This window comes from Cryobacterium tepidiphilum (assembly GCF_003716325.1).
Lineage (GTDB): Bacteria > Actinomycetota > Actinomycetes > Actinomycetales > Microbacteriaceae > Cryobacterium > Cryobacterium tepidiphilum.
Genome location: NZ_RDSR01000013.1, coordinates 17,770 through 41,863 on the forward strand (window position 1 = coordinate 17,770; position 24,094 = coordinate 41,863).

Annotated in this window: 22 protein-coding genes; 17 read left to right on the forward strand and 5 right to left on the reverse strand. The window is 65.2% G+C overall.

The window, feature by feature from the left end; all coding sequences use genetic code 11:
* Nucleotides 1-6: 6 nt before the first annotated feature.
* From chvE to EEJ31_RS08880, 10 genes are all read left to right on the forward strand, one after another.
* Nucleotides 7-1,143, forward strand: a complete 1,137-nt coding sequence (gene chvE, locus EEJ31_RS08835) for a multiple monosaccharide ABC transporter substrate-binding protein (protein ID WP_407643224.1) — start codon at nucleotides 7-9, stop codon at nucleotides 1,141-1,143.
* A gap of 79 nt (nucleotides 1,144-1,222) precedes the next feature.
* Nucleotides 1,223-2,764: a multiple monosaccharide ABC transporter ATP-binding protein gene (mmsA, locus tag EEJ31_RS08840; protein WP_123045947.1), complete on the forward strand. Its 1,542-nt coding sequence runs from the start codon at nucleotides 1,223-1,225 to the stop codon at nucleotides 2,762-2,764.
* Entirely contained in the window at nucleotides 2,761-3,942 is a 1,182-nt protein-coding gene (gene mmsB, locus EEJ31_RS08845) for a multiple monosaccharide ABC transporter permease (RefSeq protein WP_123045948.1), read from the forward strand. The genes mmsA and mmsB overlap by 4 nt, the downstream gene beginning before the upstream one ends.
* 197 nt (nucleotides 3,943-4,139) lie before the next feature.
* The gene (locus EEJ31_RS08850; RefSeq protein WP_123045949.1) at nucleotides 4,140-5,285 is read left to right on the forward strand and encodes a type IV toxin-antitoxin system AbiEi family antitoxin domain-containing protein; all 1,146 of its coding nucleotides are present in this window, start codon (nucleotides 4,140-4,142) and stop codon (nucleotides 5,283-5,285) included.
* Nucleotides 5,286-5,918: 633 nt separating this feature from the next.
* Nucleotides 5,919-6,152: a glutaredoxin-like protein NrdH gene (gene nrdH, locus EEJ31_RS08855; RefSeq protein WP_123045950.1), complete on the forward strand. Its 234-nt coding sequence runs from the start codon at nucleotides 5,919-5,921 to the stop codon at nucleotides 6,150-6,152.
* A 39-nt stretch (nucleotides 6,153-6,191) separates the two neighbouring features.
* A complete protein-coding gene (gene nrdI / locus EEJ31_RS08860) occupies nucleotides 6,192-6,596 on the forward strand; it encodes a class Ib ribonucleoside-diphosphate reductase assembly flavoprotein NrdI (protein ID WP_123045951.1) in 405 nt (134 codons plus the stop codon).
* 32 nt (nucleotides 6,597-6,628) lie between these two features.
* Complete coding sequence (gene nrdE, locus EEJ31_RS08865; protein WP_123045989.1) at nucleotides 6,629-8,734, forward strand: class 1b ribonucleoside-diphosphate reductase subunit alpha; 2,106 nt, start codon at nucleotides 6,629-6,631, stop codon at nucleotides 8,732-8,734.
* A 32-nt stretch (nucleotides 8,735-8,766) separates the two neighbouring features.
* Nucleotides 8,767-9,741: a class 1b ribonucleoside-diphosphate reductase subunit beta gene (nrdF, locus tag EEJ31_RS08870; RefSeq protein WP_123045952.1), complete on the forward strand. Its 975-nt coding sequence runs from the start codon at nucleotides 8,767-8,769 to the stop codon at nucleotides 9,739-9,741.
* Between the two features lie 166 nt (nucleotides 9,742-9,907).
* Entirely contained in the window at nucleotides 9,908-10,825 is a 918-nt protein-coding gene (locus EEJ31_RS08875; protein ID WP_123045953.1) for a hypothetical protein, read from the forward strand.
* Nucleotides 10,826-10,950: 125 nt separating this feature from the next.
* Nucleotides 10,951-11,358 (forward strand): Pycsar system effector family protein, encoded by a 408-nt coding sequence (locus tag EEJ31_RS08880; protein ID WP_148040153.1) that lies wholly within the window; start codon nucleotides 10,951-10,953, stop codon nucleotides 11,356-11,358.
* An 85-nt stretch (nucleotides 11,359-11,443) separates the two neighbouring features.
* Here the strand turns inward: EEJ31_RS08880 and EEJ31_RS08885 are convergent, their stop codons facing one another.
* Entirely contained in the window at nucleotides 11,444-12,085 is a 642-nt protein-coding gene (locus tag EEJ31_RS08885; protein WP_123045955.1) for a LysE/ArgO family amino acid transporter, read from the reverse strand.
* Between the two features lie 76 nt (nucleotides 12,086-12,161).
* On the opposite strand from EEJ31_RS08885, the gene EEJ31_RS08890 reads away from it, so the two are divergent.
* Nucleotides 12,162-12,725, forward strand: coding sequence for a DUF488 domain-containing protein (locus EEJ31_RS08890; RefSeq protein WP_123045956.1), 564 nt, complete (start codon nucleotides 12,162-12,164; stop codon nucleotides 12,723-12,725).
* A 9-nt stretch (nucleotides 12,726-12,734) separates the two neighbouring features.
* On the opposite strand, the gene EEJ31_RS08895 is transcribed toward EEJ31_RS08890, so the two are convergent.
* Entirely contained in the window at nucleotides 12,735-12,962 is a 228-nt protein-coding gene (locus tag EEJ31_RS08895; RefSeq protein WP_148040154.1) for a hypothetical protein, read from the reverse strand.
* Nucleotides 12,963-13,174: 212 nt separating this feature from the next.
* On the opposite strand from EEJ31_RS08895, the gene EEJ31_RS08900 reads away from it, so the two are divergent.
* Both EEJ31_RS08900 and EEJ31_RS08905 read left to right on the forward strand, forming a co-directional pair.
* Nucleotides 13,175-14,170, forward strand: coding sequence for a carbohydrate ABC transporter permease (locus tag EEJ31_RS08900; RefSeq protein WP_123045958.1), 996 nt, complete (start codon nucleotides 13,175-13,177; stop codon nucleotides 14,168-14,170).
* Nucleotides 14,170-15,108 (forward strand): carbohydrate ABC transporter permease, encoded by a 939-nt coding sequence (locus tag EEJ31_RS08905; RefSeq protein ID WP_123045959.1) that lies wholly within the window; start codon nucleotides 14,170-14,172, stop codon nucleotides 15,106-15,108. The genes EEJ31_RS08900 and EEJ31_RS08905 overlap by 1 nt, the downstream gene beginning before the upstream one ends.
* Nucleotides 15,109-15,313: 205 nt before the next feature.
* Here EEJ31_RS08905 and EEJ31_RS08910 read toward each other — a convergent pair whose 3' ends face one another.
* Both EEJ31_RS08910 and EEJ31_RS08915 read right to left on the reverse strand, forming a co-directional pair.
* A complete protein-coding gene (locus EEJ31_RS08910) occupies nucleotides 15,314-16,669 on the reverse strand; it encodes an ABC transporter substrate-binding protein (RefSeq protein ID WP_233563815.1) in 1,356 nt (451 codons plus the stop codon).
* Nucleotides 16,670-16,766: 97 nt separating this feature from the next.
* Nucleotides 16,767-17,963 (reverse strand): cation:proton antiporter, encoded by a 1,197-nt coding sequence (locus EEJ31_RS08915; protein ID WP_123045990.1) that lies wholly within the window; start codon nucleotides 17,961-17,963, stop codon nucleotides 16,767-16,769.
* 79 nt (nucleotides 17,964-18,042) lie between these two features.
* On the opposite strand from EEJ31_RS08915, the gene EEJ31_RS08920 reads away from it, so the two are divergent.
* The 4 genes from EEJ31_RS08920 (at nucleotide 18,043) to EEJ31_RS08935 (ending at nucleotide 23,415) form a co-directional block, all read left to right on the forward strand.
* Nucleotides 18,043-19,326 carry an APC family permease gene (locus EEJ31_RS08920; protein WP_123045961.1) on the forward strand — a complete coding sequence of 428 codons (1,284 nt, stop codon included), beginning with the start codon at nucleotides 18,043-18,045 and terminating at the stop codon, nucleotides 19,324-19,326.
* A 106-nt stretch (nucleotides 19,327-19,432) separates the two neighbouring features.
* A complete protein-coding gene (locus EEJ31_RS08925) occupies nucleotides 19,433-21,655 on the forward strand; it encodes an NADP-dependent isocitrate dehydrogenase (RefSeq protein ID WP_123045962.1) in 2,223 nt (740 codons plus the stop codon).
* Nucleotides 21,656-21,757: 102 nt separating this feature from the next.
* Complete coding sequence (locus EEJ31_RS08930) at nucleotides 21,758-22,429, forward strand: response regulator transcription factor (protein ID WP_123045963.1); 672 nt, start codon at nucleotides 21,758-21,760, stop codon at nucleotides 22,427-22,429.
* On the forward strand, nucleotides 22,426-23,415 hold the full coding sequence (locus EEJ31_RS08935; protein ID WP_233563816.1) for a sensor histidine kinase: 990 nt from the start codon (nucleotides 22,426-22,428) through the stop codon (nucleotides 23,413-23,415). The genes EEJ31_RS08930 and EEJ31_RS08935 overlap by 4 nt, the downstream gene beginning before the upstream one ends.
* On the opposite strand, the gene EEJ31_RS08940 is transcribed toward EEJ31_RS08935, so the two are convergent.
* The gene (locus EEJ31_RS08940) at nucleotides 23,390-24,034 is read right to left on the reverse strand and encodes a VTT domain-containing protein (protein WP_123045965.1); all 645 of its coding nucleotides are present in this window, start codon (nucleotides 24,032-24,034) and stop codon (nucleotides 23,390-23,392) included. The two genes, EEJ31_RS08935 and EEJ31_RS08940, sit on opposite strands and share 26 nt — an antisense overlap.
* Nucleotides 24,035-24,094: the final 60 nt, after the last annotated feature.

Consider the following 24,094-nt stretch of genomic DNA (forward strand, 5'->3'; position numbering starts at 1 on the left):
AACACAGTGAAGACACGTAAGGTCCTCACGGGCATCGCTGCCCTCGGACTCGCACTTTCACTCGCAGCGTGCGCCGGAGGCGGCGGCCGCGGCGGAGCCGGAGGCGGCGACAGCACGGATGCGGCCGGCGCCAACAAGGGCGCGCTCGTCGGCGTGGCCATGCCGACCAAGACGTCGGAACGCTGGATCAAGGACGGCGACGCGGTCAAGGCGTCCCTCGAGAAGCTCGGCTACAAGGTCGACCTTGAATACGGCGACGACAAGATCCCGCAGCAGGTGCAGCAGATCAGCAACATGCTGACCAAGGGCGCCAAGGTGCTCATCATCGCCTCGATCGACGGCACCGCGCTCAGCGACCAGCTCGACCAGGCTGCCGCAGCCGGCGTCAAGGTCATCGCGTACGACCGCCTGATCAACGGCAACAAGAATGTCGACTACTACACCACCTTCGACAACGAAGAGGTGGGCGTGCAGCAGGCGACGAGCCTGCTGACCGGCCTCGGCATCCTCGACAAGGACGGCAAGGACACCGGCGAGAAGGGCCCCTTCAACGTCGAGCTGTTCGCCGGAAGCCCGGACGACAACAACGCCACGTTCTTCTACAACGGCGCGATGAAGACCCTCAAGCCCTACATGGACAAGAAGATCATCAACGTCAAGAGCGGCCAGACCGGCTTCACCCAGATCGCCACGCTGCGTTGGGACCCGGCAACCGCCCAGAAGCGCATGCAGAACCTCATCGCCAGCACGTACTCCGATGGCAGCAAGGTTGATGGCGTGCTCTCCCCGTACGACGGCCTGTCGATCGGCATCATCTCGGCGCTGACCAGCTCCGGCTACAAGACCGACGCCCTGCCCATCATCACGGGCCAGGACGCGGAGCAGGCGTCGGTCAAGTCGATCATCGCCGGCCAGCAGTACTCGACCATCTACAAGGACACGCGCCTGCTCGGCGACGAAGCCGTGAAGATGGCCGACGACCTGCTGAACGGCCGGGAGCCCGAGGTCAACGACACCACGAGCTACAACAACAAGGTCAAGGTCGTCCCGACCTTCCTGTTCCCGCCGACGGTCGTCACCAAGGACAACTACAAGGAAGTCCTGGTCGACAGCGGCTACTACACCGAGGCCGACCTCAAGTAGGTTCCTCCCCTCACCCGGCAGTGGCGGCGGCCAACCGCCGCCACTGCCACCACCCTCACCGCACGGAAGAAGAAGCTCGGTGACCACAAACATTCTCGAGATGCGCAACATCACGAAAACCTTCCCCGGCGTGAAAGCGCTGCAGGATGTCTCGCTCGCAGTGCAGCGGGGACACATCCACGCGATCTGCGGCGAGAACGGGGCGGGAAAGTCCACCCTGATGAAGGTGCTGTCCGGCGTGTACCCGGCCGGCACCTACGACGGCGAGATCGTCCTCGAAGACAAGACCGTCGAGTTCAAGAGCATCAACGACTCCGAGGCATCCGGTGTCGTCATCATCCACCAGGAACTCGCGCTCAGCCCGTACCTCTCTATTGCGGAGAACATCTTCCTCGGCAATGAGCAGCAGAAGAACGGCTGGATCGACTGGAACAAGACCAACCTCGAAGCCTCGAAGCTGCTGGCCCGCGTCGGCCTGAAGGACAACCCGATCACCAAGGTGATGGACATCGGGGTCGGCAAGCAGCAACTCGTGGAGATCGCGAAGGCGCTCTCCAAGGAGGTCAAGCTCCTGATCCTCGACGAGCCCACGGCCGCCCTCAATGACGAGGACTCAGCGCACCTCCTCGACCTGATCCTGCACCTCAAGGGGCAGGGCATCACGTCGATCATCATCAGCCACAAGCTGAACGAGATCAAGGCGATCGCCGACGAGGTCACGATCATCCGCGACGGCAAGACCATCGAGACCCTCGACATGCACTCCGACCAGATCACGGAGGAACGCATCATCAAGGGCATGGTCGGCCGCGACCTCGAGAGCCGGTACCCGGATCACACGCCGCACATCGGCGAGGAGATCCTCCGCGTCGAGAACTGGACCGTGCACCATCCGCTCGACCATGAACGCAAGGTCGTGTCGAACGCGAGCATCTCGGTCAAAGCCGGGGAGATCGTCGGCATCGCCGGGCTCATGGGCGCCGGGCGCACGGAGCTCGCGATGAGCGTGTTCGGGCACAGCTACGGCTACAACATCTCGGGCAAGGTGTACAAAAACGGCACCGAGATCAAGACCAATACGGTGTCGGCTGCCATCGACAACGGCCTTGCCTACGCGACCGAGGACCGCAAGCACTACGGGCTCAACCTCATCGAGGACATCAAGCGCAACGTTACGCTCGCGGCGCTCGGAAAGATCTCCCGGGCCGGCTGGGTGGACTCGAACCGTGAGGTCGTCGTCGCCGAGGGCTTCCGGAAAAGCATGAACATCAAGGCTCCCAGCGTGGAGGCGCTCACCGGCAAGCTGTCGGGCGGCAACCAGCAGAAGGTCGTGCTGTCGAAGTGGATGTTTTCCGACCCGGACGTGCTGATTCTCGACGAGCCCACCCGCGGCATCGACGTTGGCGCCAAGTACGAGATCTACGGGATCATCAACCGGCTGGCGGATGAGGGGAAGGGCGTCATCGTCATCTCCTCGGAGCTGCCCGAGCTGCTCGGCATCTGCGACCGCATCTACACCCTCTCGGAGGGCCGGATCACGGCAGACGTGCCCCGCAACCAGGCGACGGCCGAATACCTTATGCAACACATGACCCAGGAAAGGGAGAAGGACCACGCATGAGCGCGTTCGGATCCGCACTTAATTACCTCGCCGGCCAGCTGCGCCAGATCGGCCTGTTCATCGCGCTGATCGCGATCATCATCTTCTTCCAGGTGGCGACCGACGGCATCACGCTGAAACCGATCAACGTCTCGAACCTGATCGTGCAGAACAGCTACATCCTGATCCTGGCCGTCGGCATGGTCATGGTGATCATCGCCGGCCACATCGACCTCTCGGTCGGCTCGGTGGTCGCCTTCGTCGGCGCCATGTCGGGCGTCATGATCACCCAGTGGAACATCCCGTGGTGGGTCGCCATCATCCTCTGCCTGATCCTCGGAGCCCTGGTGGGCATGTGGCAGGGGTTCTGGATCGCCTACTTCGGCATACCGGCGTTCATCGTGACACTCGCCGGCATGCTCACGTTCCGCGGCCTGACGCAGATCACGCTGCAGAACCAGCAGATCTCGCCGTTCCCCACGGAGTTCCGCGCACTCGGCAGCGGCTTCCTGCCCGACCTCGGGGGCGGCACGAGCTTCCTCGAGCCGCTCACGGTCGCCCTCGGCGTGCTCGCGACGCTGCTGCTGGTCGCCCAGGCCGTGCGCTCCCGCGTCGCGCGCAAGAAGTACAACGTCGAGGACGAGCCGCTGTCGTGGTTCCTCATCAAGCTGGTGTTCACTGCCGCTCTGATCCTCCTCATCACGTACCTGCTGGCCAGCTACCGTGGCACGCCGATCGTCCTGATCGTGCTCGGGGTGCTGACGGTCGCGTACTCGGCGGTCATGGCGCGGAGCGTGTTCGGGCGCCACGTCTACGCGCTGGGCGGCAACCTCAACGCCGCCGCCCTCTCCGGCGTCAAGACGAAGCGCGTCACGTTCCAGCTGTTCGTGAACATGGGCGTCATCTCGGCGCTGGCCGGCCTGGTCTTCACGGCCCAGCTGAACCTCGCCAACCCGAAGGCCGGTGACGGCTTCGAACTCGACGCCATCGCCGCCGTCTTCATCGGTGGCGCCGCGGTGACCGGCGGCATCGGCACCGTGACCGGCGCCATCATCGGTGGTCTCATCATCGGCATCCTGAACAACGGCATGTCGATCCTCGGTGTCGGCACCGAGTATCAGCAGCTCATCAAGGGCCTGGTGCTGCTCGCGGCGGTTGCGTTCGACGTCTACAACAAGCGCCGTTCCGGCGGTCGCTGAGCCGCGCATCCGTTGCCCAGAAGGGGCCTCGCGTCGTCGACGCGGGGCCCCTTCTGCGTGCCCCGCCCCGTCGCATCCGTCGGAGGGCTCGCGGCGGTGGTTCAGGAAGCCGGCGGTGCGCACAACGCCCGCCGCCTTCCTGAACGCCAGCCGCAACGTGCCCAGCCACCGCTAAGGCTCGGCGGGCTGCTCGGCGCGTGTTCACGAAACGGGCGGGTTTCGGGGCGCCCGCCCTCTTCCCGAAGGCCAGCCCGGGCCTCCCCAGCGGATGCTGGTGGCAGGTTCTCCCCAATTTCGCGGCGCCGGTGCATCCGTGCCGGCGCACCCGCGAGAGTGGCGGCATGGACGAAGACGTGGTGACCCAGTTGAGTTTGCGGCACGGCGGGCTGATACCCGCTCGTGACCTGCTTGAACGAGGCATCAACGCCCACGCCGCGCGAAGACTCGTTGAGCGTGGAGTACTTGTGCGCATCCGCCGTGGCGTCTATGCGGACGCATCAGGGTGGCCGCACGGCACAGCCAAGCAGGCAGAGGTGAATCACCGGTTGCTCGTGCGTGCGGTGGCGCGCTGCGCGGAACGCCCGATGCTCGTGTCGCACATGTCGGCGGCGGCTCTCCACGGGCTGCCGGTGATCGGGGGCTGGCCCGAGACGGTGCATGTGATCACAGCGGATGCGACCGGCGGGAGCACATCGCGCTACATCACCAGTCATCGCGGCGTGGCTCCGCCCCAACCCGTGCAGATCGGCGAGCTTGCAGTGACGTCGCTGGAGCGCACCCTGGTCGACGTGGCAACGACCAGCAGCTTTCTCGCCGCGGTGACGATGATCGACCACGCCCTGCGCGTCGAGAGTGAGCGCGTGGAGGCTGCGGCGCGGCGGGGTCTTCAGCTGGTGCCGCGGTTGACGCGGGGGAGCCTGCTCAACGAGCTGGCGGCGGTCGACCCGCGCAGGGGCCGGAAGCAGGCGGAGCGCGCGATCGCGTTCGCGAACCCGCTGGCCGCGAACCCGGGGGAGTCGCTCAGCCGCGTGCGCATCTTCGAGCTCGGCTTCGAGGTTCCCGAACTCCAGGTCTCGTTTCCCAACATCGAGGGCCACGACTACTGGGTCGACTTCTATTGGCGCGGGATCCGCAAGATCGGTGAGTTCGACGGCATGGTCAAGTACACGCGCGGGGCGGTACTCGGCGACCGGGACCCCGTCGACGTAGTCGTGGCCGAGAAACTGCGGGAGGACGCGCTGCGGCGCCGCGTCAACAGTTTCAGTCGCTGGATCTGGGACACGGCGATCTCGCCGCGGAAGTTCTACGACTTCCTCGTGGCGGAGGGCGTGCCTCGGGCGTGACGTGACTGGGGGTGGCGGGGCGTGGCTGGCGTGGCGGGGCGTGGCTGGGGCGTGGGCTGGCGTGGGTGGCGTGGCTGGGCAGCGGATGTCACGGCGCGGGTTGTGGAAGGGGGCGCGTGCTTGGGCAGGCGCCGCCTTCTCAAACCCACGCCGGCGCGCCAGGGGTGTGGTGCGGCGCTCGAGTGCATGCTCGCGGTGGAGTGGGGACCGTCGGTGGGTGGTGCGAGACTCGCACCGCGACCGCGACCACGGTCGCCACAACGGCCACGGCCGCGAGCGCGAGCGAGGGCAGACGGGTGGCCCGCGCACGGGGGTGAAGAGGAGGCGAGGGGATGTACCGGCCGAAACAGGGCGGATTCCACAGGGGTGGAAAGTGAAGAATCGGCTCCTGTGGATAACTGACGTCGCATCCGCGGAAAACGGCCCGAAAGGGGGCGGTTGAGCTGTTGACAACCGGTGCACAACCTGTATAAAACTACATTTATGTAATTACTTCATGTAGTGGCTGTTCCTTTGGGGTGGCACTAGATGTAGTATTGAAACACGGGATAACCACGAGGGCAGCACCTCGATTCCGCTCCACTTTTGAACCACGTTTCGGCCCGGGGGGCCGAGGAATGAGAAGGGCCAACGATGGCAATCACGGTCTACACCAAGCCTTCCTGCGTGCAATGCACGGCGACTTACCGCGCACTGGACAACAAAGGCATCGAGTACAACGTGCTCGACCTGTCTGCCGACGAGACGGCGCTCGAAACGGTGAAGGCCCTCGGTTACCTGCAGGCGCCCGTCGTCATCACTGACGAGGACCACTGGTCGGGTTTCCGCCCCGACAAGATCCAGGAACTCGCCGACCGCGTAGGCTGACCCGCCTCCCGCGACCTCGACCGGCGAAGGAGGTGCCTCATGGCTGGGCTCGTGTATTTCTCCAGCATCTCGGGCAACACCCGTCGCTTCGTTGAGAAGCTCGGGAAGCCGGCGGTGCGGATCCCGCTCCACGCGAAGGAGCCGTCGCTCCGCATCGAGGAGCCGTACGTGCTCGTTGTTCCCACCTACGGTGGGGGCGACGGCAAGGGTGCGGTGCCTAAACAGGTGATCCGCTTTCTCAACGACGAGAGCAACCGATCCCTGATCCGCGGCGTCATCGGCGCCGGCAACACCAACTTCGGCGAGGCGTACTGCCTGGCCGGAGACATCATCGCGGCCAAATGCGACGTGCCGCACCTCTATCGATTTGAAGTATTCGGAACACCGGATGATGTGCGCATCGTTCACGACGGATTGGAATCATTTTGGAAGCAACAGCGGTGAAGACGTCCGTGATCGACGCGCCGACCGTGGGAATGGACTACCACTCCCTCAACGCCATGCTCAACCTCTATGGAGCGAACGGCGAGATCCAGTTCGACAAGGACCGTGAGGCAGCACGGGAATACTTCCTGCAGCACGTCAACCAGAACACCGTGTTCTTCCACAGCCTGAAGGAACGCCTCGACTACCTGGTCGAGAAGCAGTACTACGAGAAGGCCGTTCTCGACAAGTACTCGTTCGAGTTCATCACCACGCTCAACGACCTGGCGTACTCCAAGAAGTTCCGCTTCCAGACATTCCTCGGCGCGTTCAAGTACTACACCTCCTACACGCTGAAGACCTTCGACGGCAAGCGCTACCTCGAGCGCTTCGAGGACCGCGTGGTGATGACGGCGCTCGGGCTTGCCGACGGCGACGAGGCCCTGGCCATCAGCCTGGTCGAGGAGATCATCGCCGGCCGCTTCCAGCCGGCCACCCCGACGTTCCTCAACACCGGCAAGGCCCAGCGCGGCGAGCTCGTCTCCTGCTTCCTGCTGCGCATCGAAGACAACATGGAGTCCATCTCCCGCGGCATCAACTCGTCGCTGCAGCTCTCCAAGCGCGGCGGCGGCGTCGCCCTGCTGCTCTCCAACATCCGTGAGGCCGGCGCACCGATCAAGCAGATCGAGAACCAGTCCAGCGGCATCATCCCCGTGATGAAGCTTCTCGAAGACTCCTTCAGCTACGCCAACCAGCTGGGCGCACGTCAGGGCGCCGGCGCCGTGTACCTGCACGCGCACCACCCCGACATCATGCGTTTCCTCGACACCAAGCGTGAGAACGCCGACGAGAAGATCCGCATCAAGACGCTGTCGCTCGGCGTCGTCGTTCCCGACATCACCTTCGAGCTCGCCAAGAAGGACGAGGACATGTACCTGTTCTCGCCCTACGACGTGGAGCGCGTCTACGGTGTGCCCTTCGCCGACATCTCCGTCAGCGAGAAGTACCAGGAGATGGTCGACGACCCCCGCATCAAGAAGTCCAAGATGAAGGCGCGGGAATTCTTCCAGACGATCGCCGAGATCCAGTTCGAGTCCGGCTACCCGTACATCATGTTCGAAGACACCGTGAACCGGGCCAACCCCATCCAGGGCCGGATCAACATGTCGAACCTGTGCTCGGAGATCCTGCAGGTCAACACGCCAACGACCTACAACGAGGACCTCTCCTACGACACCATCGGCAAGGACATCTCCTGCAACCTCGGCTCGATGAACATCGCGCTGGCGATGGACTCTCCCGACTTCGGCCTGACGGTCGAGACGGCCATTCGCGGACTGAACGCGGTCTCTGAGCAGAGCCACATCTCATCCGTTCGCTCGATCGAAGACGGCAACGACAAGTCGCACGCCATCGGCCTCGGGCAGATGAACCTGCACGGCTACCTCGCCCGCGAGCGCGTCTTCTACGGCAGCGACGAGGGCATCGACTTCACGAACATCTACTTCTACACGGTGCTGTTCCACGCGCTGCGCGCCTCGAACAAGCTCGCCATCGAACGCGGTCACGCCTTCGACGGGTTCGAGAACTCGACGTATGCGTCGGGCACGTTCTTCGACAAGTACACCGACCAGGTGTGGCAGCCGACGACGGAGCGCGGCGCAGAGCTGTTCGCGAAGTCCGCCGTCGCGATCCCGACGCAGGCGGACTGGGCCGAGCTCAAGGCATCCGTCATGAAGCACGGCATCTACAACCAGAACCTGCAGGCGGTGCCGCCGACCGGGTCGATCTCGTACATCAACAACTCGACAGCGTCGATCCACCCGATCGCGTCGAAGATCGAGATCCGCAAGGAAGGCAAGCTCGGACGCGTCTACTTCCCGGCGCCGTTCATGACGAACGACAACCTGGAGTTCTACCAGGACGCCTACGAGATAGGCGCCGAGAAGATCATCGACACCTACGCCGCTGCCACCCAGCACGTGGACCAGGGCCTGTCGCTGACGCTGTTCTTCAAGGACACCGCCACCACGCGCGACATCAACAAGGCGCAGATCTACGCGTGGCGCAAGGGCATCAAGACGATCTACTACATCCGTCTTCGGCAGATGGCTCTCGAGGGCACGGAGCTCGAGATGTGCGTCTCCTGCGCCCTGTGACCCGTCGACCTCTCTAGCCGTAAGGACCACCAATGATTGAGAAGCTGAAGCTGGTCGACCACGTCCAGGCGATCAACTGGAACAAGATCGAGGACGAGAAGGACGTCGAGGTCTGGAACCGCCTCGTCAACAACTTCTGGCTGCCCGAGAAGATCCCGCTGTCCAACGACATCCAGTCGTGGAACACGCTCACGCCGGCCGAGCAGCAGCTCACCATGCGCGTGTTCACCGGCCTGACCCTCCTCGACACCATCCAGGGCACGGTGGGCGCCGTCTCGCTGATCCCGGATGCGATCACCCCGCACGAGGAGGCCGTCTACACGAACATCGCGTTCATGGAGTCGGTGCATGCCAAGAGCTACTCGTCGATCTTCTCGACGCTGTGCTCGACGAAGGAGATCGACGAGGCGTTCCGCTGGTCGACCGAGAACCAGAACCTGCAGCGCAAGGCCGCGATCGTCATGGACTACTACCAGGGTGACGACCCGCTGAAGCGCAAGGTCGCCTCGACGCTGCTCGAGTCGTTCCTGTTCTACTCGGGCTTCTACCTGCCGATGTACTGGTCGAGCCGGGCCAAGCTCACGAACACGGCCGACCTCATCCGTTTGATCATTCGCGATGAGGCCGTGCACGGCTACTACATCGGCTACAAGTTCCAGAAGGGCCTCGAGAAGGAGACCCAGGAGCGTCGCGACGAGATCAAGGACTACACGTTCAACCTGCTCTTCGAGATGTACGAGAACGAGATCCAGTACACGCAGGACCTCTACGACGAAGTCGGGCTGACCGAGGACGTCAAGAAATTCCTGCACTACAACGCGAACAAGGCGCTGATGAACCTCGGCTACGAGCCGATGTTCCCGAAGACGGTGACGGATGTGAATCCCGCGATTCTCTCGGCGCTGTCACCGAATGCAGATGAGAACCACGACTTCTTCTCGGGGTCGGGCTCGTCGTATGTGATCGGCAAGGCCGTGAGCACCGAAGACGCGGACTGGGACTTCTAGCAGGACGTCTCAGCAGGGCGAGGCTTCTTGCCAGCGGCGAATGCATTGGCGGGTCTAGTTCCGCCCGCGGCCAGGGGATGCGTCCGCTTGCGCCTCCTAGCCCTATCGATCGCTATTTCCGAATCAACGTGGAGGAATCATCGAGCTCTTCAATCTCTTAAGTGACTTGGAAAAGCGCACGCAGGCCAAGATTGACACGGAACCAAAGGTCGTCCTGAAAGATGTTGACACGTTCGATGTCAATGATCTTGAGATCGGTCCGACCTGGCACAGATTGACGGACATCGTTGCTGTCGTCTTCGACTTGAAGTCATCCACCAACTTGGAGAAAGGACGCACGGCTGAAGGTACAGCGAGTATCTACGACGCCGGCATTGGCGGGGTTGTTCGTACGCTGAACGACTTCGGGGCGGATTTCGTTGACATCCAGGGGGACGGAGGATTCGGTCTTTTCTGGGGCCCACAGGCATATGTCAAAGCGATGTGTGCAGCAATCACAATCCACACGTTCAGCTCTAAGTTTGAGGCGCAGCTCGAAGCCAAATGGGACGAAGTTCCTGCGACCGGATTCAAGGTAGGTCTCTCAAGCGGGCCCGTAATGGTCAAGCGGGTAGGGCTTGAGCGGCACCTGGACATGCAGGAGCCTGTGTGGGCAGGCCGACCCGTCAATTATGCGGCGAAAGCGGCGCAGCAGGCGGACCCTGAGCGGATCTATGTGACAGGTTCAATTTGGGACCAGATCTCGCAGAACGACTACCTGGCATTTTCGTGCGGCTGCCGAGGCGGTCTGGCGAAGGAGGCACCTCCAGCTCTCCTCTGGAACCCGATTCGACTCGATAAAATTCCGGATGCGCAGAAGTTCGGGCTTTCGCTAGAAAGCAACTGGTGTGACTTGCATGGTGAGCTCTTCTGCAACCAAATTCTCTCAGGGGCGACGCGGCGCACTGACATTCCGTTGGAGGCGCGGAATGCACGTGACTCGCTGACGGAGGGAACAGATTTCCAGGCCGCCGTGGCGGAACGAAGGGTCGAGCGGGAGCAACGATTCACAGAGCTAGTCGGGCTTCGTGAGCGGGCCCGATGAGCCCCAGGAGGAAGCCACACGGTTCCCTCCTTGGTGAGGAGGACGTTGAAGACGTGCATGTGGTTACGGCGACAATGCTCGCGGAAGCCCGAGCCGAAGTGTCACAAGCGGACCAAAAGGCTTCCATGCTACTCGCCGCACTGGGCATCGGGTTTGGCCTTGTTCTGAGCGGCCAGCTCGCGGGCGACTGGAGCCCCGACAGCCTCAGCGCTCGCGGCGCGAGTGCTTGGTGGGTCGGGGCGGCGTTGGCAGTTGCCTCTGTGGCGATGGTCGCAATGGCGGTTTGGCCGCGCTTTCATGCTGCTGATCTGAGCGGTGGTATCGCGTACTGGGGCCACGTCGCCAGTTACGGAAGCGTGCAGGAGTTCAGCGAGGCATTGGAGGGGAATGCGATGGCAGCCCCGGATCGGACCGTCCATCAGCTTTGGCACCTTTCCCGGCTCGTGCGGCGAAAGTATGCGTGGATCCGACGGTCGATGTGTGTCGCCGGTGTTGCTGTCCTAATCATCGGTGCGGCACTGTTCTTTGGGTAGTTTTGCTGTCGATGCCAGCAGAAGAGAGCGCGACAATTCTCACAGTTCCACTGATCGTGTCCAACCCTTCTGAGACGGCGGGGGCTCATCCGCCGAGCGCGAGGCGGAGCCCCAGCACGATCATCACGACGGCGATGATGGCATCGAGGATGCGCCACGACGACGGCCGCGCGAAGAACGGTCGGAGCAGACGGGCCCCGAAGCCCAGACCGAAGAACCAGATGAAGCTCCCAAGGACCGCGCCGCCGGCCCACCACCACCGCTCGATGGGCCCGTGCTGGTTGGCGACCGAGCCGAGGAAGAGCAGCGTGTCGAGGTAGACGTGCGGGTTGAGCCAGGTCAGGGCCGCCATGGTGGCGACGGCCGCCCGCGTGCTCACCGGCGCGCTTCCTGATGCGGCCACGAGAACGGTTGGGCGCACGGCGCGCAGGGCGGCGAAGAGGCCGTAGACGATGAGGAACCCAGCGCCGATCACCCGCACCACGACGAGCGCGGCCGGAACCTGCTGCACCACTATGCCGATCCCGAGCACCCCGGCGAGGATCAGCACGGCATCCGACACGGCGCACACCAGCACGACGGGCAGGATCGTGCGGTTGCGGCCCTCGATGCCGAGCCGCAACACGTAAGCGTTCTGCGCGCCGATCGCGACGATGAGCGCGAGGCCGGTGCTGAGGCCGAACAGTGCGGGGAGGAGGGTGTGGCTGGGTGACACGAGGTCGATCATCCCACGGCAGCTGGCCCCGTCGAGTCGTTGTCCGCGGGATGCGGCGGTCAACTGCCGGCGGGGGTTCAATGGGAGCATGACCGAGACGCGCGTGTTCACGATCGGCCACTCGACGCATCCGCTCGATGAGTTCGTCGGCATGCTGCGGGCGAACGGCGTCGAGCGATTGATCGACGTGCGCACGGTGCCGGGTTCTCGGCACAACCCGCAGTTCGGCGAGCACGAGCTCGAGGCGAGCATGCCGGAGGCGGGCATCGACTACCAGCGCCTGGCCGCGCTTGGCGGCCTCCGGCACACGAAGGTATCGGAGCCGACCATCAACGGCGCCTGGCGCAACCGCAGCTTCCGCAACTACGCGGACTACATGCAGACGCCGGAGTTCGCCGCCGGCATCGACGAGCTCGTCGCCCTCGCCGCAAACCAGACGGTCGCCATCATGTGCGCCGAAGCGGTGCCGTGGCGGTGCCACCGCTCGCTGGTGGGCGATGCCCTGCTCGCTCGCGGCATCGAGGTGTTCGACATCATGACGCCCACATCGACGAAGCCGCACACCATGAGATCGTTCGCCGCGGTGGACGGCACCAGGGTCTGGTATCCGCCGACCGAGCCAGCGGATGAGGCGGGCCAGGATCCCCAGTAACGCGAGCGCTCAGGCGGTGGCGAGAGCGGGGGAGCCGGCCCAGCGGTAGACGGCGGTGCCGTCCTCGTCGGTGGCGGCGGCCCATTCGCCGGGGATGACGCGTCCCTTGCGGTCGATCGGGTCGATGAGGCGGGTGGGCAGTTCGCCGCCCTTGCTGGCAGCGACACGCACGCGACGGCTGCGGCGGAACATTTCGGGCTGGTGCAGGGTCACCAAGATCGTGGGTGCAGATTTCAACGGATCCTCCGATTCGGGTTTGGTAGGTCGTGTCCAGAGAGTAATCCTCAGCTATCCATCGCGGCACCCCCTTTTCGGGGCGTGTCGGGATTCGCGCGCAGCCGCCATCCTCATGAAAACACTGCGGCCCGACGATGACGACGGAGAATCGACCCGAGAAGCGGCTCTCGCAGTAGTTTGGGACCAAGCGACGCGAAGGGAGTCCTGTGGGGATGGTGGCACGAGCGGATGCGGGAGCGGCTCCCCTCGACCGCGCCCGTGCCGGCCGCGCGCCCGAGTCCGGCCCCGGCCCCGCGCGACAGCGGAAGAACCGCAAGTACAACCGCCGGGAGGCCCTCGCCGGCTACCTGTTCATCAGCCCGTGGATCGTGGGCTTCCTGGTCTTCACAGCCGGCGCCATGATCTACAGCCTCGTCATCTCGTTCAGCAACTACAACCTCGCCACCAACAGCGGCACGCCCGCCGGGTTCGGCAACTACGCCGAGCTGTTCGACGACCCGAAGGTCGCTCTCTCCCTCGGCAACACGCTCTTCTACGCCGTGCTCGCGGTGCCGCTGGAGATCATCGTCGCCCTGTCACTGGCGATGCTGCTCGCCAAGGTCGGCCGCGGAGCCGGCATCTTCCGCACCATCTACTACCTGCCGAAGATGACGCCGTCCGTCGCGACGGCATCCGTCTTCCTGCTGCTGCTCAACGGCAACACCGGCGCCATCAACAACGCCCTGCGGTTCTTCGGCATCCCCGGCCCGCAGTGGCTGATCGACCCGAACTGGGTGAAGCCCTCGATCGTGCTCATGACGCTGTGGGGCGTGAGCGGCACCATGGTCATCTTCCTCGCGGCGCTCAAGAACGTGCCGCGCGAGCTGTACGAGGTCGCCTCGATCGACGGCGCGGGGGCGGTTCGGCGCTTCTTCTCGATCACGGTTCCGATGATCTCGGGGGCCATCTTCTTCAACGTGATCGTGCTCACCATCGCCGCCCTGCAGGTGTTCGACCAGGCGTACCTGCTGTTCTGGCGCGACCAGACGAGTTCATCGCCGGCGGCGTCGCTGTTCTACGGCGTCTACCTGTTCCAGCAGGCGTTCCGGCAATTCGACTTCGGCTTCGCCTCCGCCATGGCGTGGCTGCTGTTCGTCATCATCCTGCTGATCACGCTCGTGCAGGTGAAGCTCAGCAACCGGTTCGTGTACTACGAGGCGGACCGCTGATGTCGGCGACCACGCAGCGGGCAGGCGTCGTGAGTTTCGACGCCGAGATGACGGATGCCGCGACGCGCACCGCAAACGGCGATCGCTGGTATCGCATCCGCTCCCGCATCGGCAAGACGGTGCTCGCGGTCGTGCTCGTCGGCTTCGCCCTCCTCTTCCTCTACCCGTTCGCCTGGCTGCTCGCGGCGAGCCTCAAGCCCCGCGGGGAGGTCTTCGACAACGCGCTCATCCCGGAGACCTTCGTTCCGCACAACTACGTCGAGGTCTGGAACCAGCTGCCGCTGCTCCCGTGGATCGGCAACAGCATTCTCATCGCATTGCTCGCGGCGACTTTCGTCGCCGTCTCGAGTTCGATGGTCGCGTTCGGCTTCGCCTACTTCTCGTTCCCGGGCCGGAAGATCCTGTTCGGCCTGGTGCTCGCGACAATGATGCTCCCGGGCGCGGTCACGATGGTGCCGCAGTACCTGATCTGGAAGGACCTCGGGGCGCTGGGCACGTGGATTCCGCTGTTCGGCGCGAACCTGTTCGGCTCGGCGTTCTACATCTTCCTGCAGCGCCAGTTCTTCCTCGGTCTGCCGCGGGAACTGTTCGAGGCGGCCCGACTCGACGGCGCCAGCTACTGGGGCCTGTTCACGCGCATCGCGATGCCGCTGTCGATCCCGTCGTTCGTGATCATCTTCCTGTTCGAGTTCCAGGCCAGCTGGAACAACTTCCAGGGCGCCCTCATCTACCTGAGCGCGGGAAGCGTGAGCGACTACACGGTGCCGCTCGGCATCTCCTACGCCATGACGACATTCAGCCCCACGAACGGCGGCCACGGCGACTACCAGTACGTCATGGTCGCGAGCCTCCTGGTGACGCTGCCGATGCTCATCCTGTTCGCGTTCGGGCAGCGCTACTTCATCGAGGGCGTCGCCACCCAGGGCCGCAAGGGCTAGTCCCGCGGGAGTGAGGCCGGCGGTGGACAGTCACGGGGCCGAACCCGTCCCGTTCCGTGTCAGGAAACGAGGGGCGTGTCTCTGCCCAGGAGCATCAATTTCGAGCGTGACACACCTCCGCTCCTGAATAAGGAGCAGCGCGGTGGTCGTCAACCGCAGAAGCTGAGGGCCCACGGCGGGCCCTCAGCGTGCACCAACGGATGCGCTACTTGCCGTTGTCCTTCTGCGCCTTGTCGTAGGCGCGCATGACTTGATCCTGGGCATCCGCGAGCGCCTTCTCAGGGGTCTTGGAACCCAGCAGCACCGCCTGCAACGCGTTCTGCAGCTCGGACTTCACCTGCTGGCCGACCGGGGAGGTGCCGATCGACTTGCCGTGGGAGACGATGTCGTAGAACGTGGCGATGGTCTTGTCGAAGCCCTCGTTTCCGCTCGGCTTCACATAGGTTTCGCGAATGACCTTGTCGGCCTCGGGCGATCCGGTGAAGAGGCCCGTGAACACCGCCCCTGGCGTCTTCGACACGGTGTCCGCACGTGCGGCGCCCGCGGCCTTCCAGGAGTCGAGGCTGGTGAGGTCGAGGGCCCAGGCGCAGGCGGCATCCTTGTTCTTCGCCCCGGCGGGAATGACGAACGCGCTGCCACCGGCCACGGTGAACGGCTGGCCGTCAGCACCGTAGAACGGGACCGCGTCGATCTCAACGCCGTCCACGTAGGGGGTGAGCACGTTGACGTACCACTGGTTGTCGACCTGGGCGCCCACCTGGTCCTTCACGAACTGGTTGTCTTTGCCGAACGTGTCGAAGGTGTCGGAGAAGCTCTTGGCCTTCGCATAGCCGCCCTGGGCGTCGTAGATGTCCTTGAGGAGCTGGAGCCCCTTCTGGTTGTCCGGATTGTCGAGCGTCGGCTTGCCTGAGTCGTCGATCAGCTGCCCGCCGTTGCCGAGGATCCAAAGCTCCGTCTGGCCGGTGGCGACCGGGTCGAAACCGAGGCGCGTGGGGATGCCGCCGTTCGCCTGGTACATCTTCTTGGCGGCGGCGATGAGGGCGTCGGGCTTCGACGTGTTGATGTCCGCGTTGGTGACGCCCGCGGCATCCATGACTCTCTTGTTCAGGATGATCGCCGGCGGCTGGTAGAACTGCGGCACCGCCCAGACATGGTCGTTGTAGCTGACGGCGTCGATGACCGACTCGTAGTACCGCTCTTTGCCGTCGACCTTGTGCGCCGAATAGCAGGCGTCGAGGGGCATGATCAGTCCCTGCGCGGCGTAGGTGGCAACGAAGTTGGCATCCATCTGCACGACGTCGGGCACGTTGCCGCTGGCCACCCGCGTGGTGAACTTCTGCGCGTCGAACGCGGTCTGGTCCATGGTGATGGTGACGTCGGGGATCGCCTTCTCGGCGTGCGCGAGGCGGGCCTTTCCGACGTCATCCGTGTTGTTGAAGCCCCAGGCCGTCATCGCGCCCTGCGCCTTCGTGGAGAAGGAGTCGTCGGATTTCGTGGCGCCTCCGGAGGAGCAGCCCGTGAGCATCGCCACCGTTGCCGAGATGGTGAATATGGCGATCATCGCCTTCTTCTTCATGGAGGAGTCCCTTCGGTTCTGGGCCACACAGTACTACTCCGGTGAGCACGAGCACAGGTGCGGAGGCCCGTTCCCGGTGGAGTCACTCACGTTCGCTCGTCGGCTCCGGTGAGGCAAGCGTCTCCCCTGAACGGCGGAAGTAGTTGGCGATGGGGACGTCCGTCGAGGAATGCGCGACGATCGACAGCGCGATGCAGACGACGATGAGATGGAAGAGGTGCTCCGCGTGGCTGACGTTGCTGTTGAGCACCAGCAGGCCATACAGCACGGAGGCGAATCCCTTGGGTCCGAACCAGGAGGCGGTCAGGCGTTCGCTCCACCTCAGATCGCTTCCCGCGAGGGCAGCGAGTACGGCAACGGGGCGTGCCACCACGATCAGCAACGCGGCAAAGATGTAGCCGTTGAAAGGGACGCCGGCCAGGAGCGTGGGAGACACGAGGGCACCGAAGACGAGGATCGCGATGAGCTTGAGCAGCTCCGCCACCAGCTCACCGAACTGTTGGAAGGACTCGCGCAATTCGGGTGCGACGCTCGCGATCGTGACTCCCGAGCTGAAGGCGGCGAGATACAGGTTGGCGTGGGTGAGCTGCGCGATCCCGAGGACGATCAGCCCGATCGCCACGGGGACCAGGGCGGAGTAGGTGTGCGTGGGGCGCAGGAGCGGCAGCTTCAGCAACTGCGCCACGACAAGCGGGACCGCGACCCCGAGGAGAACGCCGAGGGCCAGCTCCCCGGCCAGTGACCAGTAGTCGACGTGGGGCCCACCGGCCGCCGCGATCAGGATCAGCACCACAGGCAGGGCGAGGCCGTCGTTCAGGCCCGACTCCACATTGAGCAGTCGGCGAAGCCGCTGGGGCACCTCGAGTCGCCCGACGATCGCCGAGGCGAAGACCGGATCCGTGGGCGCGAGGACCGCCGCGACGAGCATGGCGTCGGTGAGGGCGAGCCCGGCAACGGCGACGCCCAGGACGGTCGCGACGATGAAGGTCAGTGGCATGCCGAGAAGCAGCGCCCGACCCGGAAGGCGCCAGGCGGACCGCAGGTCGCGGACACCGAGCTCCTGGCCGTCGGTGAACAGCACCGCGAACAGGGCCAGCTGCGCGAGCGTTGTCACGATGGGCTCGCCCGGCTGCAGGGCGATGACTCCGAGAACGCCGCCACCCAGAATGAAACCCGCAACAAGGAAGAGCACCGCGGTCGAGATGATCGTGCGATGCGCCAGGCCGGAGATCAGCGACCCCAGGAGAAGGAGGAGGGCGAACGAGAGGAGAAGTGGCACGTCACCACCCTCTGCCTCATGTTTGCCCTTGTCGACCTCCGACCGGGCGGAATCCTGTGACCCCACCTAGGCTGTGCGCATGCCGGACAGTCGCGCGAAGTTCTCGTTACTCGGTTCGGTGTCCCTGGGAACAGGGGTCATGATCGGTGCCGGGATCTTTGCGCTGGTCGGGCAGGTGGCGGCGCTGGCTGGCGGATTCATGCCGCTGGCGTTCCTCGCCGGGGCGCTGGTCGTCGCTTTCAGCGCCTACTCGTACGTGAAGTACTCGAACACCAACCCCACGTCGGGCGGCATTGCAATGCTGCTGAAGGCGGCCTACGGCTCTGGTGTGGTCGCCGGTTCCTTCTCGTTCTTCATGTATGTCTCCATGGTCGTCGCCGAGAGTCTCCTCGCCCGCACCTTCGGCACCTACGTGCTGCGCCCCTTCGGGCTTGAGGGGAACGCCTTCCTGGTGCCTGCGCTGGGCGTGCTGGCGATTTCTCTCGCCGCACTGGTCAACATCTTCGGCAATCGCCTGGTCGAGGGCTCTGCGATGACAACGGCCGCGGCCAAGATCGTGGGACTCGCGGTGCTCGCCGTGGCCGGCATAGCCGCTTCCGGCCTCTCCTCCTTCACCGGCATCGTCGCGCCCGAGACGGCGCCGGAGCACGGGATCCTGGGGTTCCTCGCCGGAACGACCCTCTGCATCCTCGCCTATAAGGGCTTCACGACGATCACGAACCAGGGTGCGGATGTCCGTGATGCGAAGCGGAATATCGGCCGATCGATCGCGATCTCCATCGCACTGTGCGCCGCGCTGTACCTGCTGATCACGACGGCCACCGCTGCCAGCCTGGACGTCGCAGACATCGTGAAGGCACGGGACTACGCCATAGCGGCGGCGGCGGACCCCCTTTTCGGCGCCTGGGGAGTAGTCCTGACCATCGCGATCGCGATCATCGCCACGCTGTCGGGTCTCCTCGCCAGCTTGTATTCGGTGTCCCGGTTGTACGAGATGTTGCATGACATGGGGCAGGCACCCGTCCTTCCCGGCCGAATCTCTCATCAATCCCTTGTCATCACGGTGGGGCTCGCGATTCTGGTCACCGTGTTCTTCGACCTCAGCCAGATCGCCTCGATGGGCGCCCTGCTGTACATCACCATGGACATCGCGGTGCACTGGGGCGTCATCCGCCGCCTGCACAGCACGATCGGGGCGCGACGCTGGGTGCCGGTCGTCGCCATCGTTCTCGACGCGATCGTGCTGTTCGCCTTCGTCGCAGTCAAGGTGCGCAGCGACCTGCTCACCGTGTCTGTCACGGTGGCTATTGCGCTCGCAATCTTTCTGAACCAGTGGTGGTTCGCGTCGCACAAGCGGTCGTAGGACGTCTCGGGCTTGCTGCAACGGATGTTGCGGGCAGGCGTCCGGTATCGTGAATGGCAGGGGATTTCCCCGAGATTCCATAACACTGCAGGGAGTCAGCGCGCCTATGGCCACGATCATCTACACCCACACCGACGAAGCACCCATGCTGGCGACGCACTCCTTGCTCCCGGTCATCCAGGCGTACGCCTCGACAGCCGGCGTGGAGGTCGAGACACGCGACATCTCCCTTTCCGGGCGCATCATCGCGGCCTTCGGCGACTACCTCGAAGAAGGCCAGCGGATGAGCGACGCCCTGGCCGAACTCGGCGAATTGACCAAGAGCCCCGACGCCAACATCATCAAGCTGCCGAACATCAGCGCGTCGGTTCCGCAGCTGAAGGCCGCCATCGCCGAGTTGCAGGAACAGGGCTACGCCCTGCCGGACTACCCGGATGACCCCTCCACCGACGAGGAGAAGGACGTTCGCGCGCGGTACGACAAGATCAAGGGCAGCGCGGTGAACCCCGTTCTGCGCCAGGGGAACTCGGACCGCCGCGCCCCGGCATCCGTCAAGAACTTCGCCCGGTCGCACCCCCACTCCATGGGCGCCTGGAGCCCCGACTCCAAGACCAACGTCGCCCACATGGATGCCGACGACTTCCGGTCCAACGAGAAGTCCGTCGTCATCGACTCCGACGACACCCTGAAGATCCAGCTCGTCGGCGACGACGGCAGCACCACGGTGCTGAAAGACGGCATCAAGGTGCTCGCCGGCGAGATCGTGGACGGCACCGTGCTGAACGTCGCCGCGCTCAAGAAGTTCCTCACCGAGCAGATCGCCCGCGCGAAGGCGGAGGACGTGCTGTTCTCGGTGCACCTGAAGGCCACCATGATGAAGGTCTCCGACCCGCTCATCTTCGGCCACGTGATCGAGGCCTTCTTCCCCGAGCTCTTCGAGAAGTACGGAACGGAACTGGCCAAGGCCGGCCTCGACCCCGCGAACGGCCTGGCCGCGATTCTCAGCGGACTGGACCAGCTTCCCGTCGACCTGCGCGAAGGCGTTTCGGCACTCATCAACGAGGGGTTTGAGAACGGTCCGAAGCTGGCGATGGTCGACTCCGACAAGGGCATCACCAACCTGCACGTGCCCAGCGATGTCATCGTGGATGCGTCGATGCCGGCGATGATCCGCACCTCCGGAAAGATGTGGGGCCCCGACGGCGCTCCCGCCGACACGCTCGCGGTCATCCCCGACAGCAGCTACGCGAGCGTCTACCAGGTGACGATCGACGACTGCCGCGCCAACGGCGCCTTCGACCCGACCACCATGGGGTCGGTGTCCAATGTCGGGCTGATGGCCCAGGCCGCTGAGGAGTACGGCAGCCACGACAAGACCTTCGAGATCGAGAAGGCCGGCACCGTGCAGGTCGTCGACAGCTCCGGCCGGGTGCTCATCGAGCACCAGGTCGCCCCCGGCGACATCTGGCGCGCCGGCCAGACGAAGGATGTCCCGATTCGCAACTGGATCGAGCTCGCCGTCGGGCGTGCCCGCGACTCGCAGACGCCGGCCGTGTTCTGGCTCGACGAGACCCGCGCTCACGACGCGAACCTCATCGCCAAGGTCACCGAGCACCTCGCGACGCTTGACACAGAGGGTCTGCAGCTGGAGATCATGTCGCCGGCCGACGCGACCGCGTTCTCGCTCGAACGCATCCGCAAAGGTCAGGACACGATCTCGGTGACCGGCAACGTGCTGCGCGACTACCTCACGGACCTGTTCCCGATCCTCGAGCTCGGCACCAGCGCCAAGATGCTCTCCATCGTGCCGCTGATCGCCGGCGGAGGCCTGTTCGAGACCGGCGCCGGGGGCTCCGCCCCGAAGCACGTGCAGCAGCTGCTGAAGGAGGACCACCTCCGCTGGGACAGCCTCGGCGAATTCCTCGCCCTGGCCAGCAGCTTCGAGCACCTCGCCAAGACCACCGGCAACAAGCGCGCCCAGGTGCTGGCCGATGCCCTCGACCGCGCCACGGGAACGTTCCTCGACGAGAACAAGTCGCCCAGCCGCAAGGTCGGCGAGATCGACAACCGCGGCAGCCACTTCTACCTCGCCCTGTATTGGGCGCAGGAGCTGGCCGCGCAGACCGAAGACACCGAGCTGGCGGGGGCGTTCACGACCATCGCCGAGCAGCTGGCCCAGAACGAGGACACCATCCTCGGCGAGTTGCTGGGCGTGCAGGGCTCGCCGGTCGACATCGGGGGGTACTACCACCCCAGCGACGAGAAGGCCTCCGACGTGATGCGCCCCTCGCCGACGCTGAACCGCATCCTGGCCGGGCTGACCAGCTGATCAACGCGTGACCCAGGGCCGTCCTGCCCCTCCACCACGAGTGAGAGGCAGGACGGCCCTGTCGTTGCCGCCGCCCACGTGCGCGTTTGCGACAATGAGGCAATGGATGCAACGGGCCGGCCGAGCGTGCTGCTGCTGGAGGACGATCCCCAGCTGGGGCCGCTCATAGTCGAGCTTCTCGCCGATGACGTCGTTGTGTCGCTCGCCGCGGATGGCGAGGAGGGCCTGCGCCGGGCGCTGACCGGCACGTGGGACGCGCTCGTCGTCGACCGCGGCCTCCCCACCCGGAACGGGATCGAGGTCATCGCCGCGGTGCGCGCCGCGGGAATCGCCACCCCCATCCTCATCCTCACCGCCCTCGGCGCCGTCGACGACCGTGTCGAGGGCCTCGATGCCGGCGCGGACGACTATCTCGTGAAGCCCTTCGACGCGCGTGAGCTCGCCGCGCGGCTGCGGGCGCTCACCCGCACGTACGCCGCGCAGCCGGCGGAGCGCACCTTCGGCGCCTGGTCCTTCCAACCGGGCACGCGGCTCGCCGTGTCGGACTACGGCGAGCGGGTGTCGCTCTCTCCGCGGGAGTGCGCCCTGCTTGAGGTGCTCGTCGACGCGCCCGGACGCGTGTTCACGCGGGCCGAGCTCATCGACGCCGTCTTCAGCCCTGACGACCAGCCGGGGATCGTGGACACCTACGTGCACTATCTGCGCCGGAAGCTCGGTCGTTCCAACATTCGCACCGTGCACGGGACGGGGTACCAGTTGGGAGACGGAACGTGAACCGGACAGGACGATTCGAGCGGATGCGGCGGAGCGACGCCGACGGCGCCGTCGTGCGAGCGGCGAGCCGCAAGGTCGGCCTGTACGTCGCATCCGTCTGCGCCATCGCCGTGCTGCTCGTGCTCGCTGCTGCGATCGTGTTCATTGCCCAACGCTCGCAGACGGCGGAGGTGCTCGAGCATGCCGTGAAACCCGGCAGCATTTACGTGGGAAGCGGCGACCTGCTGATGGCCCTGATCGGGGGCGGTGTGGCCGGCGTCATACTTGCGGCGGTCGTCGGCCTCGTCAGCGCCAGGCGGGCGATCGTGCCCCTGGCCGACGCCCTCGCGGCGCAACGCCGGTTCGTGCAGGATGCCAGTCACGAGTTACGCACGCCGCTGGCGATCCTCGACGCCCGCCTCCAGCTCGCCGAGCGGCAGGCAGGGGAGGCGAGCCCCGCAGCGGGCACTCTCGCGCGCATGCGGCAGGACAGCCGCGTGCTCGCCGAGGTGGTCGATGACCTCTTGCTCGTGACGGCGGGGAGCGCGCGGTCGGGCGAGGTAGCGGTCGTGGCCCAGGTGGTGAGCGGGGCGGTGGAGGGGATCCGGATGCTGGCGGGGACCAGAGAGGTCACCCTCGAGATCGCCGGCGGCAAGGACGCCCTGGTTCCCGTGGCCGCTCCCGCCCTGCGGAGGGCCGTCGTCGCGCTGCTCGAGAACGCGCTCGCCCACACGCCACAGGCGGGCCGCATCGACGTGACCGTCTCCGCATCGGACGGCGAGGCGCTGGTGAGCGTCGCTGACACGGGGACCGGCATCAGCGGGATCGAACCCGGGCGTATCTTCGACCGCTTTGCCCGGGCACCGGGCGGCCCGGCGCGGAGTTACGGAATCGGCTTGGCACTCGTGAAGGAGACCGTGGTGCGATGCGGCGGCGACGTGCGGGTCACCGCGACCGGTGCCGCGGGAACGACGATCCTGATCAGCCTTCCTCTCGCAGCGGCGTAGAGGCCCGGCGCCGCAGGAGATCGATCCCCACCGGAACCACAGACGCCGCGACGATCACGACGGCGATGAGGTCAACGTTGTTCGCGATGAAGGGTATCTTGCCGAGCCAGAAGCCGGCGAGGGAGAGCGCGAGAGCCCAGCCGATACCCCCGATGGCGTTCCACAGGAGGAACCGGCGGTACGGGAGGCTCGACGTGCCGACGATCGGCGGGATGAAGGTGCGCACGATCGGCACGAAGCGCGCGAGGACCAGCGAACGTGCGCCATACCGTAGGAAGAACTGATCGGCGCGGTCACGGTACGCGGACTTGAAAAGCCGCGCATCCGGCTTGAACAGGCGCTGGCCGAACGTCTTTCCGATCGAATACCCCACCTGGTCACCGACGATGGCGGCGAGCGCCGCGGCGGGGACGAGCACGTAGAGCGGCAGGCCCAGTGGGATGCTCAGCAGGCCGGCGGTGAACAGGAGGCTGTCGCCGGGGAGGAACGGGAAGAGCAGGCCGGTCTCGATGAAGACGATCACGACGATCACCGCCAGCACCCACGGGCCCGCGCCCTGAAGGAGTGCGGCCGGGTCGAAGAGGTCGCCCGGATGAAGGAGGGGGAGCGCGAGGAACATCTGGCCCTTTCCGCGACCGCACCTGCGGCCGCATCGTCAAGCGTCGTCGTCGCCGGCCCA